The 16,189-nt window shown below is 67.4% G+C and carries 15 protein-coding genes; 7 read left to right on the top strand and 8 right to left on the bottom strand.

Annotated elements, in window-relative coordinates; all coding sequences use genetic code 11:
• Positions 1–12 precede the first annotated feature (12 nt).
• Positions 13–393, bottom strand: a complete 381-nt coding sequence (locus CAL13_RS03680; protein ID WP_086056175.1) for a RidA family protein — start codon at positions 391–393, stop codon at positions 13–15.
• 8 nt (positions 394–401) lie between these two features.
• Complete coding sequence (locus tag CAL13_RS03675) at positions 402–1,388, bottom strand: Bug family tripartite tricarboxylate transporter substrate binding protein (RefSeq protein ID WP_086056174.1); 987 nt, start codon at positions 1,386–1,388, stop codon at positions 402–404.
• A 330-nt stretch (positions 1,389–1,718) separates the two neighbouring features.
• Here CAL13_RS03675 and CAL13_RS03670 point away from each other — a divergent pair, with 330 nt between their 5' ends.
• A complete protein-coding gene (locus tag CAL13_RS03670; RefSeq protein WP_086071548.1) occupies positions 1,719–2,354 on the top strand; it encodes a flavin reductase family protein in 636 nt (211 codons plus the stop codon).
• Positions 2,351–3,172, top strand: coding sequence for an IclR family transcriptional regulator (locus CAL13_RS03665; RefSeq protein ID WP_086071547.1), 822 nt, complete (start codon positions 2,351–2,353; stop codon positions 3,170–3,172). Before CAL13_RS03670 ends, CAL13_RS03665 begins: the two co-directional genes overlap by 4 nt.
• 97 nt (positions 3,173–3,269) lie before the next feature.
• On the opposite strand, the gene CAL13_RS03660 is transcribed toward CAL13_RS03665, so the two are convergent.
• From CAL13_RS03660 to CAL13_RS03645, 4 genes are all read right to left on the bottom strand, one after another.
• Positions 3,270–4,646, bottom strand: coding sequence for an MmgE/PrpD family protein (locus tag CAL13_RS03660; protein ID WP_086071546.1), 1,377 nt, complete (start codon positions 4,644–4,646; stop codon positions 3,270–3,272).
• 53 nt (positions 4,647–4,699) lie between these two features.
• Positions 4,700–5,674 carry a Bug family tripartite tricarboxylate transporter substrate binding protein gene (locus CAL13_RS03655; protein WP_086071545.1) on the bottom strand — a complete coding sequence of 325 codons (975 nt, stop codon included), beginning with the start codon at positions 5,672–5,674 and terminating at the stop codon, positions 4,700–4,702.
• A 148-nt stretch (positions 5,675–5,822) separates the two neighbouring features.
• Positions 5,823–6,521, bottom strand: a complete 699-nt coding sequence (locus CAL13_RS03650) for a GntR family transcriptional regulator (protein WP_086071544.1) — start codon at positions 6,519–6,521, stop codon at positions 5,823–5,825.
• 150 nt (positions 6,522–6,671) lie between these two features.
• Positions 6,672–7,088, bottom strand: coding sequence for a VOC family protein (locus CAL13_RS03645; RefSeq protein ID WP_086056168.1), 417 nt, complete (start codon positions 7,086–7,088; stop codon positions 6,672–6,674).
• 683 nt (positions 7,089–7,771) lie between these two features.
• Between CAL13_RS03645 and soxR the strand changes: the two genes are divergently transcribed.
• Complete coding sequence (gene soxR, locus CAL13_RS03635; protein ID WP_086056166.1) at positions 7,772–8,227, top strand: redox-sensitive transcriptional activator SoxR; 456 nt, start codon at positions 7,772–7,774, stop codon at positions 8,225–8,227.
• On the opposite strand, the gene CAL13_RS03630 is transcribed toward soxR, so the two are convergent.
• On the bottom strand, positions 8,211–9,470 hold the full coding sequence (locus CAL13_RS03630) for an MFS transporter (protein ID WP_232467757.1): 1,260 nt from the start codon (positions 9,468–9,470) through the stop codon (positions 8,211–8,213). The two genes, soxR and CAL13_RS03630, sit on opposite strands and share 17 nt — an antisense overlap.
• A 441-nt stretch (positions 9,471–9,911) precedes the next feature.
• Here CAL13_RS03630 and CAL13_RS03625 point away from each other — a divergent pair, with 441 nt between their 5' ends.
• Positions 9,912–10,757 (top strand): formate/nitrite transporter family protein, encoded by an 846-nt coding sequence (locus CAL13_RS03625; protein WP_086059215.1) that lies wholly within the window; start codon positions 9,912–9,914, stop codon positions 10,755–10,757.
• A 31-nt stretch (positions 10,758–10,788) separates the two neighbouring features.
• On the opposite strand, the gene CAL13_RS03620 is transcribed toward CAL13_RS03625, so the two are convergent.
• Positions 10,789–11,652 carry an MBL fold metallo-hydrolase gene (locus tag CAL13_RS03620; protein ID WP_086073501.1) on the bottom strand — a complete coding sequence of 288 codons (864 nt, stop codon included), beginning with the start codon at positions 11,650–11,652 and terminating at the stop codon, positions 10,789–10,791.
• Between the two features lie 156 nt (positions 11,653–11,808).
• Between CAL13_RS03620 and CAL13_RS03615 the strand changes: the two genes are divergently transcribed.
• From CAL13_RS03615 to CAL13_RS03605, 3 genes are read left to right on the top strand one after another with little or no spacing between them, the layout of a single operon-like run.
• The gene (locus CAL13_RS03615; RefSeq protein ID WP_086071543.1) at positions 11,809–12,546 is read left to right on the top strand and encodes a DUF3348 domain-containing protein; all 738 of its coding nucleotides are present in this window, start codon (positions 11,809–11,811) and stop codon (positions 12,544–12,546) included.
• 9 nt (positions 12,547–12,555) lie between these two features.
• On the top strand, positions 12,556–15,492 hold the full coding sequence (locus tag CAL13_RS03610; protein WP_086071542.1) for a DUF802 domain-containing protein: 2,937 nt from the start codon (positions 12,556–12,558) through the stop codon (positions 15,490–15,492).
• On the top strand, positions 15,489–16,178 hold the full coding sequence (locus tag CAL13_RS03605) for an OmpA family protein (protein ID WP_086056162.1): 690 nt from the start codon (positions 15,489–15,491) through the stop codon (positions 16,176–16,178). The genes CAL13_RS03610 and CAL13_RS03605 overlap by 4 nt, the downstream gene beginning before the upstream one ends.
• Positions 16,179–16,189: the final 11 nt, after the last annotated feature.

Here is a 16,189-nt window from a genome sequence, read left to right as displayed (position 1 = left end):
TACGGGCAGTGATCAGGCGATGACGGCGATGAAGTCGCACTCGATGAGCTTGTCGCCGTCCAGGTCGGCCTGCATGGTATGGCGTGCCGGCCGGGACGCGGAATCGGGGAAATACTTCCGCCACACCTCGTTCAGCGCGGCCCGCTGCGAACGGTCCTTCATCCAGACCGTTATCTTGATGATGTCTTCCATCGAGCCGCCGCCCGCCGTGACGATGCGTTCGACGTGGTCGAACATCAATCGGCACTGCTCCGCCAAAGTCTTTCCGTACGCGCCGGTGGCAGGGTCCGTGCCCTGGATGCTGCCGGAGTACATCATGTCGCCGATGCGACAGGCGGCGGGAATGGGGTTCTTGTGGCTGAACCCTTCGGTATAGACGCTCACACGTGCCATAGCGGTCCTCAATTGGCTGTTATGCCCGCGTTCTTGATGATCGGCGTCCAGCGGGCGTCTTCCTTGGCGAGATAGTCATGAAAAGCCTGGGGGCTGCTGCCGCGCGCCTGCGCGCCCAGCGCATCGAAGCGTTCGACGACGTCCTTCTGCTTGAGAATCTTCTCCAACGCCTGGCTGAGCCTTTTCACGATGTCGTCAGGCGTTCCCTTGGGGGCCAGCAAACCGGTGAATGTGGATGCCTCCATGCCCGATACGCCGGCTTGCGCGAAGGTCGGCACATCCGGCAGCGCGGGCAGGCGTTCGCTCGTCGTTACGGCGAGCGGACGCAGCTTGCCGTCCTTGATGTAGGGCAGCGACACGGATAGCTGGTCGAAGTTGAAATCGACCTGGCCGCCCAGCAGATCGGTGGTGGCCGGCGCGTTGCCCTTGTAATGGGCCGTGGTCCAATGCGCGCCGGTCAACGATTGCAGCAGCTCGCTGACCAAATGGTTCGTCGTTCCGGCCCCGGGCGAAGCCATGGTGAGCTTGCCGGGATCCTTGCGCGCCATGGCAAGCAGCTCCTGCACGCTCTTGACCGGCAACGAAGGCTTGACCTGCAGCACCAGCGGGGTGAAGGAGACGGAGCTGATCGGCACGAAGTCCTTGTCCCAGCGATAGGAGGCGCGGCCGAAGATGACCGGGCTGAACAGCAGCGGCCCGTTTGCGGCCAGGAACAGGGTGTAGCCATCGGGCGCGGAACGCGCGACGTCCTCCGCCGCGATCATTCCGCCGGCGCCGCCCTTGTTGTCCACGATGAAGGGCTGCCCGAACGCCGCCTGCAGACCCGGTGCGATGATGCGCGCGGCCACATCGACATTGCCGCCGGGGGGATAGGGAACGACGATGCGGACAGGCTTTTGCGGCCAGTCCGCTGCCTGGACAGGAGCCGGGCACGCGGCGGCCAAGGCGGCAGCGGCTGCCAGCACCGCGAGCGATCCAGGGATCAGGCGCTTCATGGTTATGCGGTCTCCATATGGTTCTACGTTGTGGTTCTACGTTGTGGGCGCACTGTAGCGGCGAGGCGATCCCGCAACAACGAATTTCGGCGTAAAAAGTCCAATAGTCGGACTGCACGTAGCACCGTTTTGAATAATGGCGGCGGCACACCAGGAGTATCATTGTTCCCAGTTTACGGACGATTTTGCGTTTTTACCGTTCCAGGGTTATCCCGAAGACGCGACGACAGAATCCAAAAAAGTCCATGTATTGAACTATTTTTTTGATTTTTGTCGGCGCGCCTGCGGCGCGCCCTTCCCCTCCATCACCCTGCCGAAAGAGGCGCGCCCATGCAGATACGCTCGGAAGAGATGAACCCCGAACAGACGTACAGACTGATGAGCGGCATCGTCGTGCCCCGCCCCATCGCCTGGATCAGTACCGTGAACGAAAACGGGGTCGTCAACCTGGCGCCCTTCAGCTGCTTCACCTTCGTTTCCAACAAGCCGCCGATGCTCGGCATCAACATCGGCCGCAAGGCCGGCGCCCGCAAGGACACCGCGCGGAACATTCACGCGTCGGGGGAGTTCGTCGTGAACATCGGCGACGAGACCATGCTGGACGCCATTCATCTGAGCGCGGTCGAACATCCGCCCGAAGTCAGCGAAACCGATCTCCTCGGCCTGCGGGTGGAACCGAGCGTCGGGATCGCGCCGCCGCGCCTGCGCGACGTTCCCATCAGCATGGAGTGCCGGGTGCATCGCGTCATCCCCTTCGGCGATACGGGAGCGGAGTTCGTCGTGGGCGAGGTAGTGGTCTTTCATGTGCGCGACGGCCTGATGCATGACGGCAAGATCGACACGGCCAGCTTGCGGCCGGTCTGCCGCATAGGCGGCCCCAACTACGCGCAGCTCGGGCCCATCATCACCAAACGCGTGATTGCGCAGACGCCCAAGACGGTGCTTGGCGAAGGCAGGCCAGCATGAGCCGGCGTCCGCGCGATGCCGGCGCGCCCCAGGACGACGACGCGAACGCGTCGGCGGGCAGCCAGACCGTCAGCCGCGCCATGCTCCTGTTGCGGATGGTCGCCTGCGGCCAGGAGCGCGGCGTCAGGCTGACCGACCTCGTCGCAATGACCGGAATGAACCAGCCGACGGTGCACCGCCTGCTGCAGACGCTGGTGCGCGAAGGCGCCATCGAACAGAATCCGGCGAACCGCCATTACCGCATCGGCCCCGAGATACCGGTGCTGGCCCTGGCCCGCTCGCACCGCTTCCCGCTTATGCCGCAAGCGGAGCCTTATCTGACCGACCTTGCTCAGCAAGTGGGCGACACGGTCTTCCTGAGCGTGCGCCATGGCACGGATTCGATATGCGTCGCGCGCAAGACTGGCCACTACGCGATCCAAGTCCTGTCCATCGAAGTCGGCGTGCGGCGGCCGCTGGGCATCGGCGTCTCCGGTATCGCGATGCTCTCCTGCATGCCGCCGGACCAAAGCGATGCGCTGATAAACGCGAACGCGCGCCGCATTGAAGTGCTGAAGGAGAATCCCCATGAAATCTCGCGGCGGGTCCAGGTCGCGAGGGAGACCGGCATTGCCCATGCGCCGCAGGGCCTGATGCCGGGCACCAGCGCGGTGGCCGTTCCGGTGCGCGGCGTGGACGGACAGGCCCTTGCCGCAATCACCATCACCGCCATCGCGGAACGCCTCAATGAACGCCGGCTGCCGCAGGTCGTGGCGCTGATGCGGGAGCGCGCGCTATGGATGGTGCGGCGGCACGCCGAAATGGATCACGTGGCGTGACGGCAAAAGGGCCCGCGCAAGGCGGGCCCTTTCCTGTGTGATTCCCGGCTTGCCGGCGCTGGCCGGCGGAGTCCCGGCGTGCGCCGCCGGCCGGCTTTTACGCCGCCGGGCGCGCCAGCGCGGCCAGGCCGCGCACGTCCGCCGCCTTCGCCAATTGCCAGCAGGCGTCGATCAGCTTGCGGGTCTGGTCCGCGCCCAGGATGGGGTCGGACATGCCGCTGAACTTGGCTTCGAGATCGGCGTCGCTCATCGGCCGCTGCAGCGATCCGATGGCATGCTCCACGAAGATGTGCACCTTGCTGCCGTCCTTCAGGGTGGCAACGGCATCCACGCTCGCCTCGTCGATCGCGTCGTCCACGGTTGCCACGACTTTGCGGCGCACGTCCACCACGTCAGGGCGGTTGACGATGTCATCCGCGTATTCGTCTTCCGACGCGCGGCCGAAGATGAGCCCGGCGGCGCAGCCGTGGTACACGCTGAACTTGCCTTCCAGCCCGTCCACCGGTTCTTTCTTGCCGGTCAGTTCCAGCACCAGCGAGTGAACGCGCAGATCGATGCGGGCCAGGTTTTCCGGCGTCACACCCTTGGCGCGCAGTTGCACGCACGCGTCGATGCTGGGGTGGATCACGATGCCGCAGGCGAAGGGCTTGTAGGCGTTGAACGAAATCTCGAAGCGTTTGCCGAGTTGGTCCGTGATCTCGTTCCAGTCGAACTTGGTCGATACGACCTGGGCGAAGCCGCGCGGCGCCTCGATGGCGCGCTTGCTCGACGTAAAGCCCTCGCGCGCCAGCAAGGCCGCCATCAGCCCGGCCTTGGCGGCGCCGCCAGGATGGAAGGGCTTGGTCATGGTGCCGAACTGCTCGCGCAGGCCCACCGGCTGCGAGGCCGCAATGCCCAGCGCCATCTGCGTCTGGTCCACGCTCAGACCGAGCAGGCGCGCGCATGCCGCCGCCGCCCCCAGGCCGCCCGTGGTGCCGGTAATGTGCCAGCCGCGGTCGTAGTGATGCGGGTAAAGCATATTGCCGACGCGGCACGAGACGTCGATGCCCAGCACCACGGCGTCGATGATCTGGCGCCCGCTGGCGCCGGTAAGCTCGGCCAGCGCCAGCACCGCCGAGCACACCGGGCCGGCCGGATGAATGATGGTCTTCAGGTGCGTGTCGTCGAAGTCGAAGGTGTGCGACGTGATGCCGTTTATCAGCGCCGCGCTGGCGATATCGACGCGCTCGCCCCGCCCCAGGATGGTCGCCTGGGCGGAGGGCTGCAGCGCCTGGACGGCGCGCAGCGCCGCCAAGGCCGCTTCGTGGCGGGACGCGCCCACCGCGCAGCCCAGCCAGTTCATGAAAGTGCGATGGGCCTCGTGCTCCACATCGTCGCCCCAGCCGCGGGAGGGGTGGTTCACGACATGTTCGGCAAGTGTGCGGGTCACCGGCGGCGCATTGCGGTCGGCTTCGATCTTGGTGTTCAGGGCCATGGGGTCTCTACATTGAAGGGTTGGAAATCAGCGGGCGCAATACCCGCGCGCAATCAGGCGTCCAGGCGGATATTCTGCGCCTTGGCCAACTGGGACCAGCGTTCGAAGTCCTTGCGGACGTAGGCGGCGAACTCGGCGGGCGACATGGGCATGGGGATAATGGCCTCGGTGTCCAACTGTTTGGTCAAGGCCGGGTCCTTCAGCACCTTGTTGAGCGAGCTGTTCAAGATCTGCACCACGCCGCCGTCCATGCCGGCCGGGCCCGAGACGCCATACCATTGCAGTACGTCGTCGAAGCCATCGAAGCCCAGCTCCTTGAAGGTCGGCACGTCGGGAAAGCCGGGATTGCGGCGATCGCCCGTCAGGGCAATGGCCCGCACGCTCCCCGCGCGCAGATGCGGCACGGCAGCGGCCAGCCCGGGGAACATGGCTTGGGTCTGCTGGCCCAGCAGGTCCGTGAAAGCCGGCGCAATGCCCTTATAGGCGATGTGCACCATTTTCGTGCCCGCCTGTTGCTGCAGCAGCTCCATCAGCAGGTGGGTCAGCGAGCCGGCGCCCGCCGAACCGTAGTTCATGGTGTTGTGCGCCTTGGCGTACGCGATGAACGCTTTCAGGTTATCGATGGGCAGCCTGGCGTTCACCACCAGCACATTGGGCGTGCCGCCGATCATGCCGACGGCGGTGAAGTCCTGCACGGGATCGTAGGGCACCTTGCGCGTGGCGGGGCTCGTACCCAGCGTGGCGACGTAGCCCTGCATCAGCGTGTAGCCATCGGGCTTGGACCGCATCGTTTTCTGGCAGGCGATAACGCCGCCGCCGCCGCTCTGATTTTCCACGACGAAAGTCGTGTCCAGCGCCTTGCCCCAGGCGCTGGTGGTGGCGCGCCCCACATAGTCGCTGCCGCCGCCGGGCGCAACGGGCACGATGTAGGTGATCGGGCGATCGGGAAACTTCGGTTCCGCGAAAGACAGATGCGGCAGGCTCATCGCGGCGGCGCCCGCGCCAAGCAGGAAGGAACGGCGGTTCATGTATGTCTCCTCTTTGTGGTGGATGGGTGATTCGTGCGACGCAAGTCCGCTGGCGGCGGGCGCGCTCCTCCACGCGCCGCCTGACGATCCGGCCGTCATGCATGCCGGCGTCGTCCCGTCGCGGCAGCCGGCCTATGGCCGCCCGCCGCTACATCGCGGACAGACGGTCGTGCGCATTGATCACGTGATGCGCCAGCAGCTCCGCGCAATAGTTGGCATGCGCGATGGTCGTGGACTCGCGCAGCGCCTTGACGATCTGTTTGTGCTCGGCGTTCGATTGCTCGCGGTGTTCCGCGGTGGACAGGTTCTTCAGGCGGGCAAGATGCAGCTTGTGGATCACCTCCCGATAGGTCTTGGCGATCTCCCGATTCCCGGCGTATTCGATGAACAACCAGTGAAAGCGCAGGTTTTCCCGGTAGTAGGCCTGCGGATTCTGGTCGCGGATGGCCGCGTCCATCGCCTGCGTGCACGGCTCCAGCGCCGCGACCAGTGCCTGGCGGCGGGCATCGGGAAGCTGTGAGGCCATGCGGCCGGCATGGCTGTCGAGCAGCGACCGGAATTGATAGAGATCGCGCACCTCCTCGTCCGACAGCTCGCGCACGTAGACGCCTGAATGCTTGCGCGATACCACCAGGCCGGAGCTTTCCAGCTCACGCAGGGCTTCGCGCACGGGAACGCGCGACACCTTCAGCCGCTCCACCAGTTCCGATTCGCGCAACGCCTGGCCGGGCGCGAACTCGCCGGCCAGGATCTGGTTCAGCAACTGGTCGCGGACGAGCTTGCCAAGGGAGGTGTTCTTGATTTCCTCGAAGGTCTCCTGACCCACGGGAGGGGAAAGCCAGTCCATTCCGCGCCTATTTTTGTCGGTTGTCTAATCGTATACGATTATACAAACACGGCGCCGAGATGGACGGACGGAGGTTTCAGGGATTACCCGGGCGAGCCGGGGCGCCGGGGACCGGCATCCCCATGGACCCATCCAACGGCAGGCCCGCTGCTACGCCGCGATGGCCTCTTCTTCCCCGCGCCGCGCGCGCGCATCCGCCGTGACGCCGGGCCGGATCACGCGCAATCGGTGACCGTCCGGATCCAGGGCCACGAAGGTCCGCCCGAAATCCATATCCGTCAGCGGCTGCACGATAGGCAGCCCCCGCCCTTTCCAGTCGGCGTACAGGGCGTCCAGGGTCGCGTCATCGCTCACTGGTATGCCCAATTCGCTGCCGCCCCCGCGCGCAATGACGGATGGCGCAGCATCCCGGCGCGACCACAAGGCCAGCTGGATCCCCGAAGACAAGGCAAACCGCGCGAATGTGCGAGACGCCTCCACCGGCTTGCAACCGAGCAGCGACGCGTAGAACGACGCGCTGGCAACGGGGTCCTCGACGAAAAGCAAAACGGTATTGGGATGATGCATGGCTTATTCCTTATCCAATTTTGCGATGCCGGCCGGCCCGGCGGCCGGACGCACCGGATGCCAACGGGTGCGAAACCGGACTGCCGTCAGGCACGGCCGGCGGGATTGATGCGACATCGAAGGCGCGGCGCCCGCGCGCAAGGATGCCGCGGCGTACGCAGGGCGTGTGCACATGCGGGCAATGCCGGCGGATCAAACGGGATGGAGGGGCCGGACAGGCTGGAAGGACTGCACGGCCGACGAGACGCCGGCACTGCCGCATGCGCGCCGATCGGCAGGCGCCGGATCGGGCGTGACGTTCCGGTGGGCGCCGCGGCGCGCCCCAGGCTTGGCGAGGGCCTTGCCGGCGGCAACGCGCGCAGGCGGGGGGAGTCCTCGATCACGGAAAGGATTATGAAGCGGCGGGCCTGAATCCGGATGCCTATTTCCACGCGTTTTCTGCCAAAAAGTCCAAACCTGCGGCGCGGCATGCATCGGCCGTCCGTTGCGAGACCACAGGCTAAAACCTCAACTAAACTTGAGGTCAAGCGGCGACTGCGACGCCGCCGCCACGAACGGCGGCTGCAGCGGCCCCGCCGCCGCGAACAGGAGACGTGATGACGCGCGCAAATGAAGAAAACCGGGACTTTCCCCGTCCGCTCACCCGCCATGAGGCCGCCCTGCATCAAGCAGGCATCAAGCCCATGCTTTCCGTGGGCGAGCTGGCGCGCCGCAGCGGCGTGGCGGTCTCGACGCTGCATTTCTACGAGCGCGAAGGGCTGATCGAAAGCGTGCGCACGTCCGGCAATCAGCGGCGCTATGCGCGCGGCGTCCTGCGGCGTGTCGCGCTGATACGCGTTGCCCAGCACGTCGGCATCTCGCTCGCGGACATCGCAGCGGCGCTGGCGACGCTGCCGCCCGGCGGCGCGCCCACCCGCGCGGACTGGCAACGATTCTCGGCGCAATGGCGTGCGGACCTGGATGCGCGCATCGCGCAGTTGAAACGCCTGCGCGACATGCTGGACGACTGCATCGGCTGCGGCTGCCTGTCCATGGAGGGCTGCGGCCTGCGCAATCCCGCCGACCGCCTGGCGCAGCAGGGCGCGGGACCGCGCCGCCTGCTGACGAGCGCCGCGCGGACGGTCAGGCGAACCGCCTGACCTGGCGCGTACCGACCGCCGCGATGGCGCCCATGATCAGGGCCACAGCGCCCAGCGCGGCCTGCAGGCCGGCCTGGTGCGTGATGGCGCCGATGATCGCCGGGCCCAGCAGCATGCCCGCATAGGCGCAGCGGGCGATCGCCGCCACCCCCTGCGCGGCGCTCATGCCGGGCAGCCGGGCGCCGGCCAGGAAGAAGAAAGGCATCAGGTTCGCGACCCCCAGGCCCATCACGAAAAAGCCCAGCAACGTCCATAGCGGCCACGGCATGCCGACGGCAAGGGCGATGCCGGCGAACCCGAGCCACCCGCTGATCGCCAGTGTGCGGCCATCGCCGATCCGGCGGCGCAGCGGGTCGGCGGCGAAACGTCCGCATGCCATGCCCGTGGAAAACGCCGCATAGCCATACCCCGCCAGCTGGGCGGCCGCGCCCGCCACGTCGCGCAGGTACACGCTGGCCCAGTCATACATCGCCCCTTCGCAGATCAGCCCGAGGAAAGCGAAAAAACCGAGTATCCACAACGCCGCGCGGGCCGTGCTGCGGCGGGCCGGCATGGAGCCGGCGCGCCGGCCGCCGCTTCCGGGTTTGCGCTTCGCGTCCGGCCGGCCATGGGCCTCCCGTACGGCCTGCGCCCCCGGCGTGTCGTCGATCAGATACCGCCTGCCCAGGGCAATGGCGAGCAAGGTCACCAGGGCCGTTCCCGCGACATGCGCCCAGGACGGCAAGCCGCCCAGCGCAATCGCGCCGCCCACGCCGGCGCCGACCATGCCGCCCAGGCTGAACATGCCGTGCAGGGTCGACATGATGGGCTTGTGCGAGCGCCCCTCCACCGCGGCGGCCTGCACGTTCATGGTGACGTCGAAGCCGCCCATTCCGATGCCCAGCACGATGAGCAGCGGCAACAGGGCGGCATAGCTGGGCATGAACGGGATCAGGCCGGTCGCGACGGCATACACCACCCCGCTGATCACCAGCGCACGCGCACTGCCCGCGCGCGTGGCCCAGCGGCCCACGGGCCCCATCGCCACGATGGCGCCGCCCGCCACTGCGAGCATGGCGAACGAGAGCACGAAATCCGATATCCCGAAGCGTGTCTTGATCTCGGGTATCTGCACGCCCCAGGCGGCGAACGATGCGCCGTTGACGAAAAACTGCGCCATCACGGCGCGCGTGGCCCGGCTCAAGTCCCGGGCGGAATTTGCAAACGCCGCCTGGCGGCGCTCCAGCTTCAGCGATTCCGACATAACAACTTATTCACCTGATTCGAATGGCCAATGACGGAACGGCGCGATGCCGCCCCGCCAGGATCCGCGCGGGGGCGCAATCCACGTTCCAGCCGGCGACTTCATCCGCCCTGCCGTCCCGCTGCATCGACGAGGCCGGCCGGCGGCGCGTCCGCGAGATCCGGGACGAGGCGCTTGCCGAAGCCAGCCACATCGTCCGGGCCGTATCCCAGATGCCGGTAGAAGGCATGGACCGCGGCATTATCGCCGCGCTCCGGCAGATCGATCCTGGGGCGCCGGTTTGCACCAGCCAGGACGCGTGCGCCGGGCGCGGCGCGCGGGTACGGCGTTTGCCTCAGGGCGCCCTGCCTTCACGACGGCCCGCGACACGAGCGCCGGACAAGGGCCACGACAGAGATATCGGCAACGAGATATCGGCAACCTCAACCTGCACCCATCATCATGTCCAGCGACAGCGCCGCCGGCGGCAATTCTCCCCATCTCTCCGAGGACGAACGCGAGCAGGCCGCCGACCATTCGACGCCGCACGCGCTGGTCATACATGAGGTCGTGCGCGAGGACGGCGAAGCGGCATTGCGGCGGCCGGCCGCGGCGCTGGCGTGGTCGGGACTGGCGGCCGGCCTTTCCATGGGGTTTTCCTTCCTTGTCCAGGCGGTGCTGTCCGCCGGGTTACCGGAGACGGAATGGCGCCATCTGGTCGCCGGGCTGGGCTATTGCACCGGCTTCGTCATCGTCATCCTTGGCCGACAGCAGCTGTTCACCGAAAGCACGCTGACGGTGGTGCTTCCGGTCCTGATGCACCGGAACGCCGCCACCCTGGCTTCGGCGTTGCGGCTATGGGCGGTTGTGCTGGCGGCGAACGTGGCCGGGACGTTTGCTTTCGCGGCGCTGCTCACGGTGCCGGACGTGTTCCAGCCCAGTGTCGTCAAAGCCCTGGACACGCTGTCCCTGGAGCCCATGGCGCACGGCTTCTGGTCGACGACCCTGCGCGCGGTGTTCGCGGGATGGCTGATCGCCTTGATGGTGTGGCTGCTGCCAAGCGCGCGGTCCGCACGCCTGCTCACCGTTCTGCTGATCAGCTATGTGGTGGCGGTCAGCCGTCTGTCGCATATCATCGCCGGTTCGGTGGAAGCGGCCTACGCGGTCCTGGCTCACCATGCGCCGGTGCGGGACTTCCTGCTGCGCTTTTTCGCGCCGACATTGCTGGGCAACATCATCGGCGGCGTGTCGCTGGTCGCCATGGTCAACCATGCCTCCGTGGCTTCGGAGATCGAGCACCGCGGCTGAATCGTCCCGGCGCGGCCGTGGCGCCGCCGTGTCACGACATTGCGGGGCGCAATGGGGCCGCCGCGGCCTTCAATGCATCGAACTCGTGCGGATCGTGGCTGCAGCAGATGGTCACCTGCCCCGAATGTTCGCGCCGCAGCTCGCGCAGCCGGGCCTGGTTCTGGAACCGCGCCTTGCGGTCCTTTTCCATCATCCACTGATAGAAGCGCAGGCCGGGCGTGCAGCGCGGCCGCTCCAGGTCCAGTTCCTGATGATAGAAGTATGCGTCGCCGGCCTGCAGCAGCCATTTGTCCTCGCCTGCCAGCGCGACGCCGGCATGCCCCAGCGTGTGCCCATGAAGCGGCACCAGCGCGATGTCGGCCTGTATGCCCTCGATCCGCCGCACGCCGCGCAAGCCGAACCACGCATCGCCGTCGCCCGGAAGATAGGTCTTCCATCGGCGCAGCGACGACCATTGCGCCGGACGGTAGCGCTGCCTGTCCAGCCAGGTGGATTGCAGCGCGGCCGATTCGCGCTCGCGCCGCAGCAGATGCACGGTGGCCTGCGGAAAGTCGTCGAGTCCGCCCGCATGGTCGAAATCCAGGTGCGTCAGGACGATATGCCGCACGTCGGAGGCCTTGTAGCCCAGCCGTTCGACCTGCCGCACAGCCGTCATGGCCTCCTTGAAGTCGGGCTTGAGCAGCGCCAGGAAGAAAGCGCTCAGCCGGCTGCGCGGGTCGCGCACATCGTTCAGCCCGAAGCCCGTGTCCACGAGCACCAGGCCGTCCTGCGGCGTCTCGGCCAGTATGCAATGGCAGCACAGCGTCCCGCGGCAGAACAGGCAATCGGTGCGGCCGTCCATCAGGTGGCCGCCCAGGGGACACGATGAAATGCAGTTCAGATGATGAAGTCGCATGGCGGCGCGGCGGCGGGAAGAGACGCGAATCGACGCAAACGGCATGCCGTCCCTGCCGGCGCTGCCAGCACCGCTTGCTTGGCCGCCGAGCGCGGGCGGCGCCCGTCCCGCGGCCTGCCGCGCCGTGTAAACTGCAGGATTTTTTGATCGGCTGGTATGGTGCAAGTCCCACGGCGCCAGGGCCTGAGCGGTCCGGCGCTCATTCGCTTGCTCGTGCGGTTGACGGACGTCGATGTCGCCCAACCCGCCCAATCCCTTGCGGACCGCTTGAGCCTGTGGCTTGAATGGACGGATGCGATCGCGCTGTCCGGGGCGCTCAACGCCCGTTTGCCGGAGGCATCGCCCCCGGCCGCGCGCGATGGCAAGGAAGATGGCGAGGAAACCGCGTGCGCGCAAGTGCGCGCATCGCTGACGACCGCCATTTCCAATGCCGCCGCCAGAAGACGCACGGTCGCGCATCGCCACGGCCGCGCGGACGTCGCGGACGAACCGGCCGACTACACGATCTACCGCCAACGCTATATGACCATGCAGCACGCGATGGAAACCGACATCGGCAGCCTGCGCGGCCGTCTGCGCGCGGCGCTGGCCGCCCGCGCGCCGGCCATGACGCGCCTGGCCATGGTGGACGCCGTCATGGAACGGGCCCTGGGCGGGCGCGAACGTACGCTGCTCGCGCTCGTGCCCGGCCTGCTGGAAAAACACTTCGAGCGTCTGCGCATGGCCGAAGAAGCCGCGCTGGCCCAGGCGCAGGAAGCCGGCGCGGCGCGCAAACCCCGGCGCGGCGCATGGCTGGAAACCTTCCGCGCCGACATGCGCAGCGTGCTGCTTGCCGAACTGGATATACGCTTTCAGCCGGTGGATGGGCTGCTTGCCGCTCTACGCACCCGCTAACAGGACGCCATGACCAGAATTCTGAATATCGCCGTTTTCCTCGTTGGCCTGGGCATCGTCGCCTGGGTCGGCACGGGCTACGCCGCCAACCCGATCGCCCTGGCGGTGACCGTCGCGATCGCCGTGTTCTATGTTGCCGGCGCGGTGGAGCTATGGCGCTATCACGGCGCCACCGGCACCCTGGATCGCGCCGTGGGAAATCTGTCCGGGGCGCCCGCGAAGCTGGAGGAATGGCTCGACCAGCTGCACCCCAGCCTGCGGGTGGCCACGCGATTGCGCGTGGAAGGCGAGCGGGCCGCCCTCCCCGGGCCGGCGCTCACGCCGTATCTGGTCGGTCTGCTGGTGCTGCTCGGCATGCTGGGCACCTTTCTCGGCATGGTCGGCACCTTGCGCGGCACCGGTATCGCGCTTGAGAGCGCCGCGGACCTGCAGGCCATACGCGCATCCCTTGCCGCCCCCGTGAAGGGCCTGGGCTTTGCCTTCGGCACATCGGTGGCCGGCGTCGCGACCTCCGCCATGCTGGGCCTGCTGTCGGCGTTCTGCCGCCGCGAGCGCGTACAGGCCGGCCAACGGCTGGATGCCCGGATCGCCACGACGCTGCGCGTCTACTCGCCTGCCCATCAGCGCGAGGAAAGTCTGAAGCTGCTGCAGCGCCAGGCCGAAGCCATGCCGGCGCTGGTGGATCGCCTGGAAGCGATGATCGCGGGCCTGGAACGGCAAAGCCAGGCAGCGATACAGCAAATGGCCGCGGGCCAGGATGCCCTGCAGAGCCGCACGGACGCGGCTCACGCCAAACTAGCCGCCAGCCAGGAGGCCTTCCATGAAAGAACGGAAACTGCCTACGCGCGGCTGGCCGAGTCTTTCGCGCAGTCGCTGAAAGCCGGCGTCGCGGAAAGCGCGCGCGCCGCCAGCGACGCCATCCAGCCCGCGGTGCAGGCCACCCTGGCGGGATTCACGCGCGAAACAGCGGCGTGGCGCGAGACTGTCGCACAGGCGATGACGCAGCAGTTGGACGGCCTGTCGGCGCGCTTCGAAGGTTCCACCCAGGCCGTGGCCGATATATGGAAGCAGGCCCTGGCCGAACAGCAACAGGCCGGCGCCGCGCTGACGGAAGACCTGCGCGCCTGCCTCGATCGCTTTTCCGGGACCTTCGAACAGCGCTCCGCCGCCCTGCTAGACGGCGTGTCGTCCCGCCTGGACGGCGTTTCCGGCCGCCTGTCCCAAGCCTGGACGCAGGCGCTGTCCGAACAGACGCGCACCGGCGAGCGGCTGGCGGGCGAGAACCGCCAGGCGCTGGGCGCGGCCGTGGCCGCCCTGGAACAGCAATCGGCCTCGCTGCTGCAGGCGCTGGACCAATCGCACGCCGGCCTGCGCGCCGATCTGGCGTCCCGCGACGAAGCGCGGCTGGCCGTATGGCGCGACACCTTCGGCGAAATGACGCGCTCTCTGCGCGACGAATGGCGTGAAGCCACCGCGGGTGCCGTCAGCCGGCAGCAGGAAATCTGCGAGGTCCTGGCGCGCACCGCCGACGAAATCTCGGCCAGCACGAAAACCCACGCGCGCGAGACCATCGGCGAAATCGGCCGGCTGGTGCACGTGGCGTCGGAAGCGCCGAAGGCCGCCGCTGAAGTCATCGCGGAACTGCGCCAGAAACTGTCCGACAGCATGGTGCGCGACAACGCCATGCTGGACGAGCGCAATCGTTTGCTGGAGACCGTTTCCACCCTGCTGGACGCCGTCAACCATGCCGCGCACGAGCAGCGCCAGGCCGTGGACGCACTTGTGGCGACGTCGGCGCAGCTGCTCGAACGCGTCGGGGCGCAGTTCACGGACAAGCTGGACAATGCCAGCACGGCGTTCTCCGACAAACTGGAAAACGTGGAGGCCGGGTTCGGCGACACCGTCGAGCGCGTCAGCACGCGCCTGACCGACAATCTGGACGCCGTCGGTTCCAAATTCGCCGACACCGTGCAGGCCGTGGGTATGCGCTTCAGCGACAACGTCGAAGCCGTTGGCGCCCGCTTCAACGACACGGTCGCGGCCGTGGGGACCCAGCTCAGCGGCACGCTGGAAAGCGTCGGTTCCCGATTCACGGAAACGGTGGACACCGTTGGCGGACGCTTTACCGACACGGTCGAAAGCGCCGCGACGCGTTTTACGGACACCGTGGAGACCGCCGGGAGCCGATTCACCGACGCCATCGAAGGCGTTGGAACGCAGTTCACGGAAACCGTCGAGGGCGTTGGAACGCGCTTCACGGCAACCGTCGAAGGCGCCGGCACGCGCTTCACGGAAACCGTGGAGACCGTGGGGGCACGCCTGACGGAGACCGTCGAAGGTGTGGGCACTCGCCTTACCGAAACCGTCGAAACCGTCGGTTCCCGCTACACGGAGACCGTGGAAGGCGTCGGAACCCGCTTCACCGACACCGTTGAAGCCGCCGCGGCGCGGTTCGCGGACACGACGGAGGCGACCGGCACGCGCTTCGCGGATACCACGGAAACCCTGGGCATGCATCTCGCGGACGCGGTCGAGTCGGCGGGCACCCGCTTCGGCGACACCGTGCAGGCCGTGGGCGCCGAACTCGCCGGCACGCTGGAATCCGTTGGATCCCGCTTTTCCGAAACCGCCAGCCACGAAGCCGGCCGGCTATCGGCCGCCGCCGAACAGGTGGCCGGCGGGACAAACGACATCGCGGCGCTGGGCGAAGCCTTCGGCGAGGCCGTGCGCGACTTCGGCGCGACCAGCGAGCGATTGGCGGCGCAGTTGCAAAGCATCGAGACGGCCCTGGAAAAATCGGGCGCGCGCAGCGACGAACAGTTGGCCTACTACGTAGCCCAGGCCCGTGAAGTGGTCGACCTCAGCGTGCTGTCGCAGAAGCAGATCATCGAAGCGCTGCAGGATCTGACCGCGCAGCGCGCGGACAGCGGCGCCGACGCGGTATGAGAGACGACATCGAAGCAGGCCCCGACCCCGCCGTCCCGACCTGGGCGGTTTTCGGCGACTTGATGTCGGGGCTGCTGGGCGCCTTCGTGCTGATCCTGGTGGGCGTCATTGCCGTACAGCTCGAACTCTCCGCCAAGCTGGAGGCCGAGGTGCAACAGCGCCAGCAGGAAACCCAGCGCCGCCAGGCGCTGGAAGAAGCGCTGGCCGCGCCGCTCGCAGCCGGCCGCGTCACGCTGGTGAACGGCCGGATCGGCATCAGCGGCAGCGTGCTGTTCGCGCTGAACTCGGATCAGCTGCAGCCGGAAGGCCGGGAAGTGTTGAAGAGCCTTGCCCAACCGCTGGCCGGTTACCTGCGCACGCGTGACGAGATCCTGATGGTCAGCGGCTTCACGGACGATCAACAGGTGCGCGAGGGCAACCGCCGCTTCGCCGACAATTGGGAATTGTCCGCGCAGCGTGCGCTCACGGTCACGCGCGAACTGATCGCCGCCGGCGTGCCGTCGAACGCGGTCTTCGCGGCGGCCTTCGGCGCGGAGCAGCCCGTGGCGTCCAACGCGGATGCCGAAGGCCGCGCGAAGAACAGGCGCGTGGAAATCGCGCCGATCCCGCGATCCTCGTCCAATGCGGCGCAAGGGCAGGCGCAGCCCGCCACGCCATCGTCGTCGCCGGCAGCCGCGCATGAATAAGGCACACCGGC

Origin of the sequence: Bordetella genomosp. 9 (assembly GCF_002119725.1) — a bacterium.
In the GTDB taxonomy this organism is placed as follows: domain Bacteria; phylum Pseudomonadota; class Gammaproteobacteria; order Burkholderiales; family Burkholderiaceae_B; genus Bordetella_C.
Note: the sequence above shows the minus strand (reverse complement) of the source record. Positions and strands in the feature narration are given on the sequence as shown.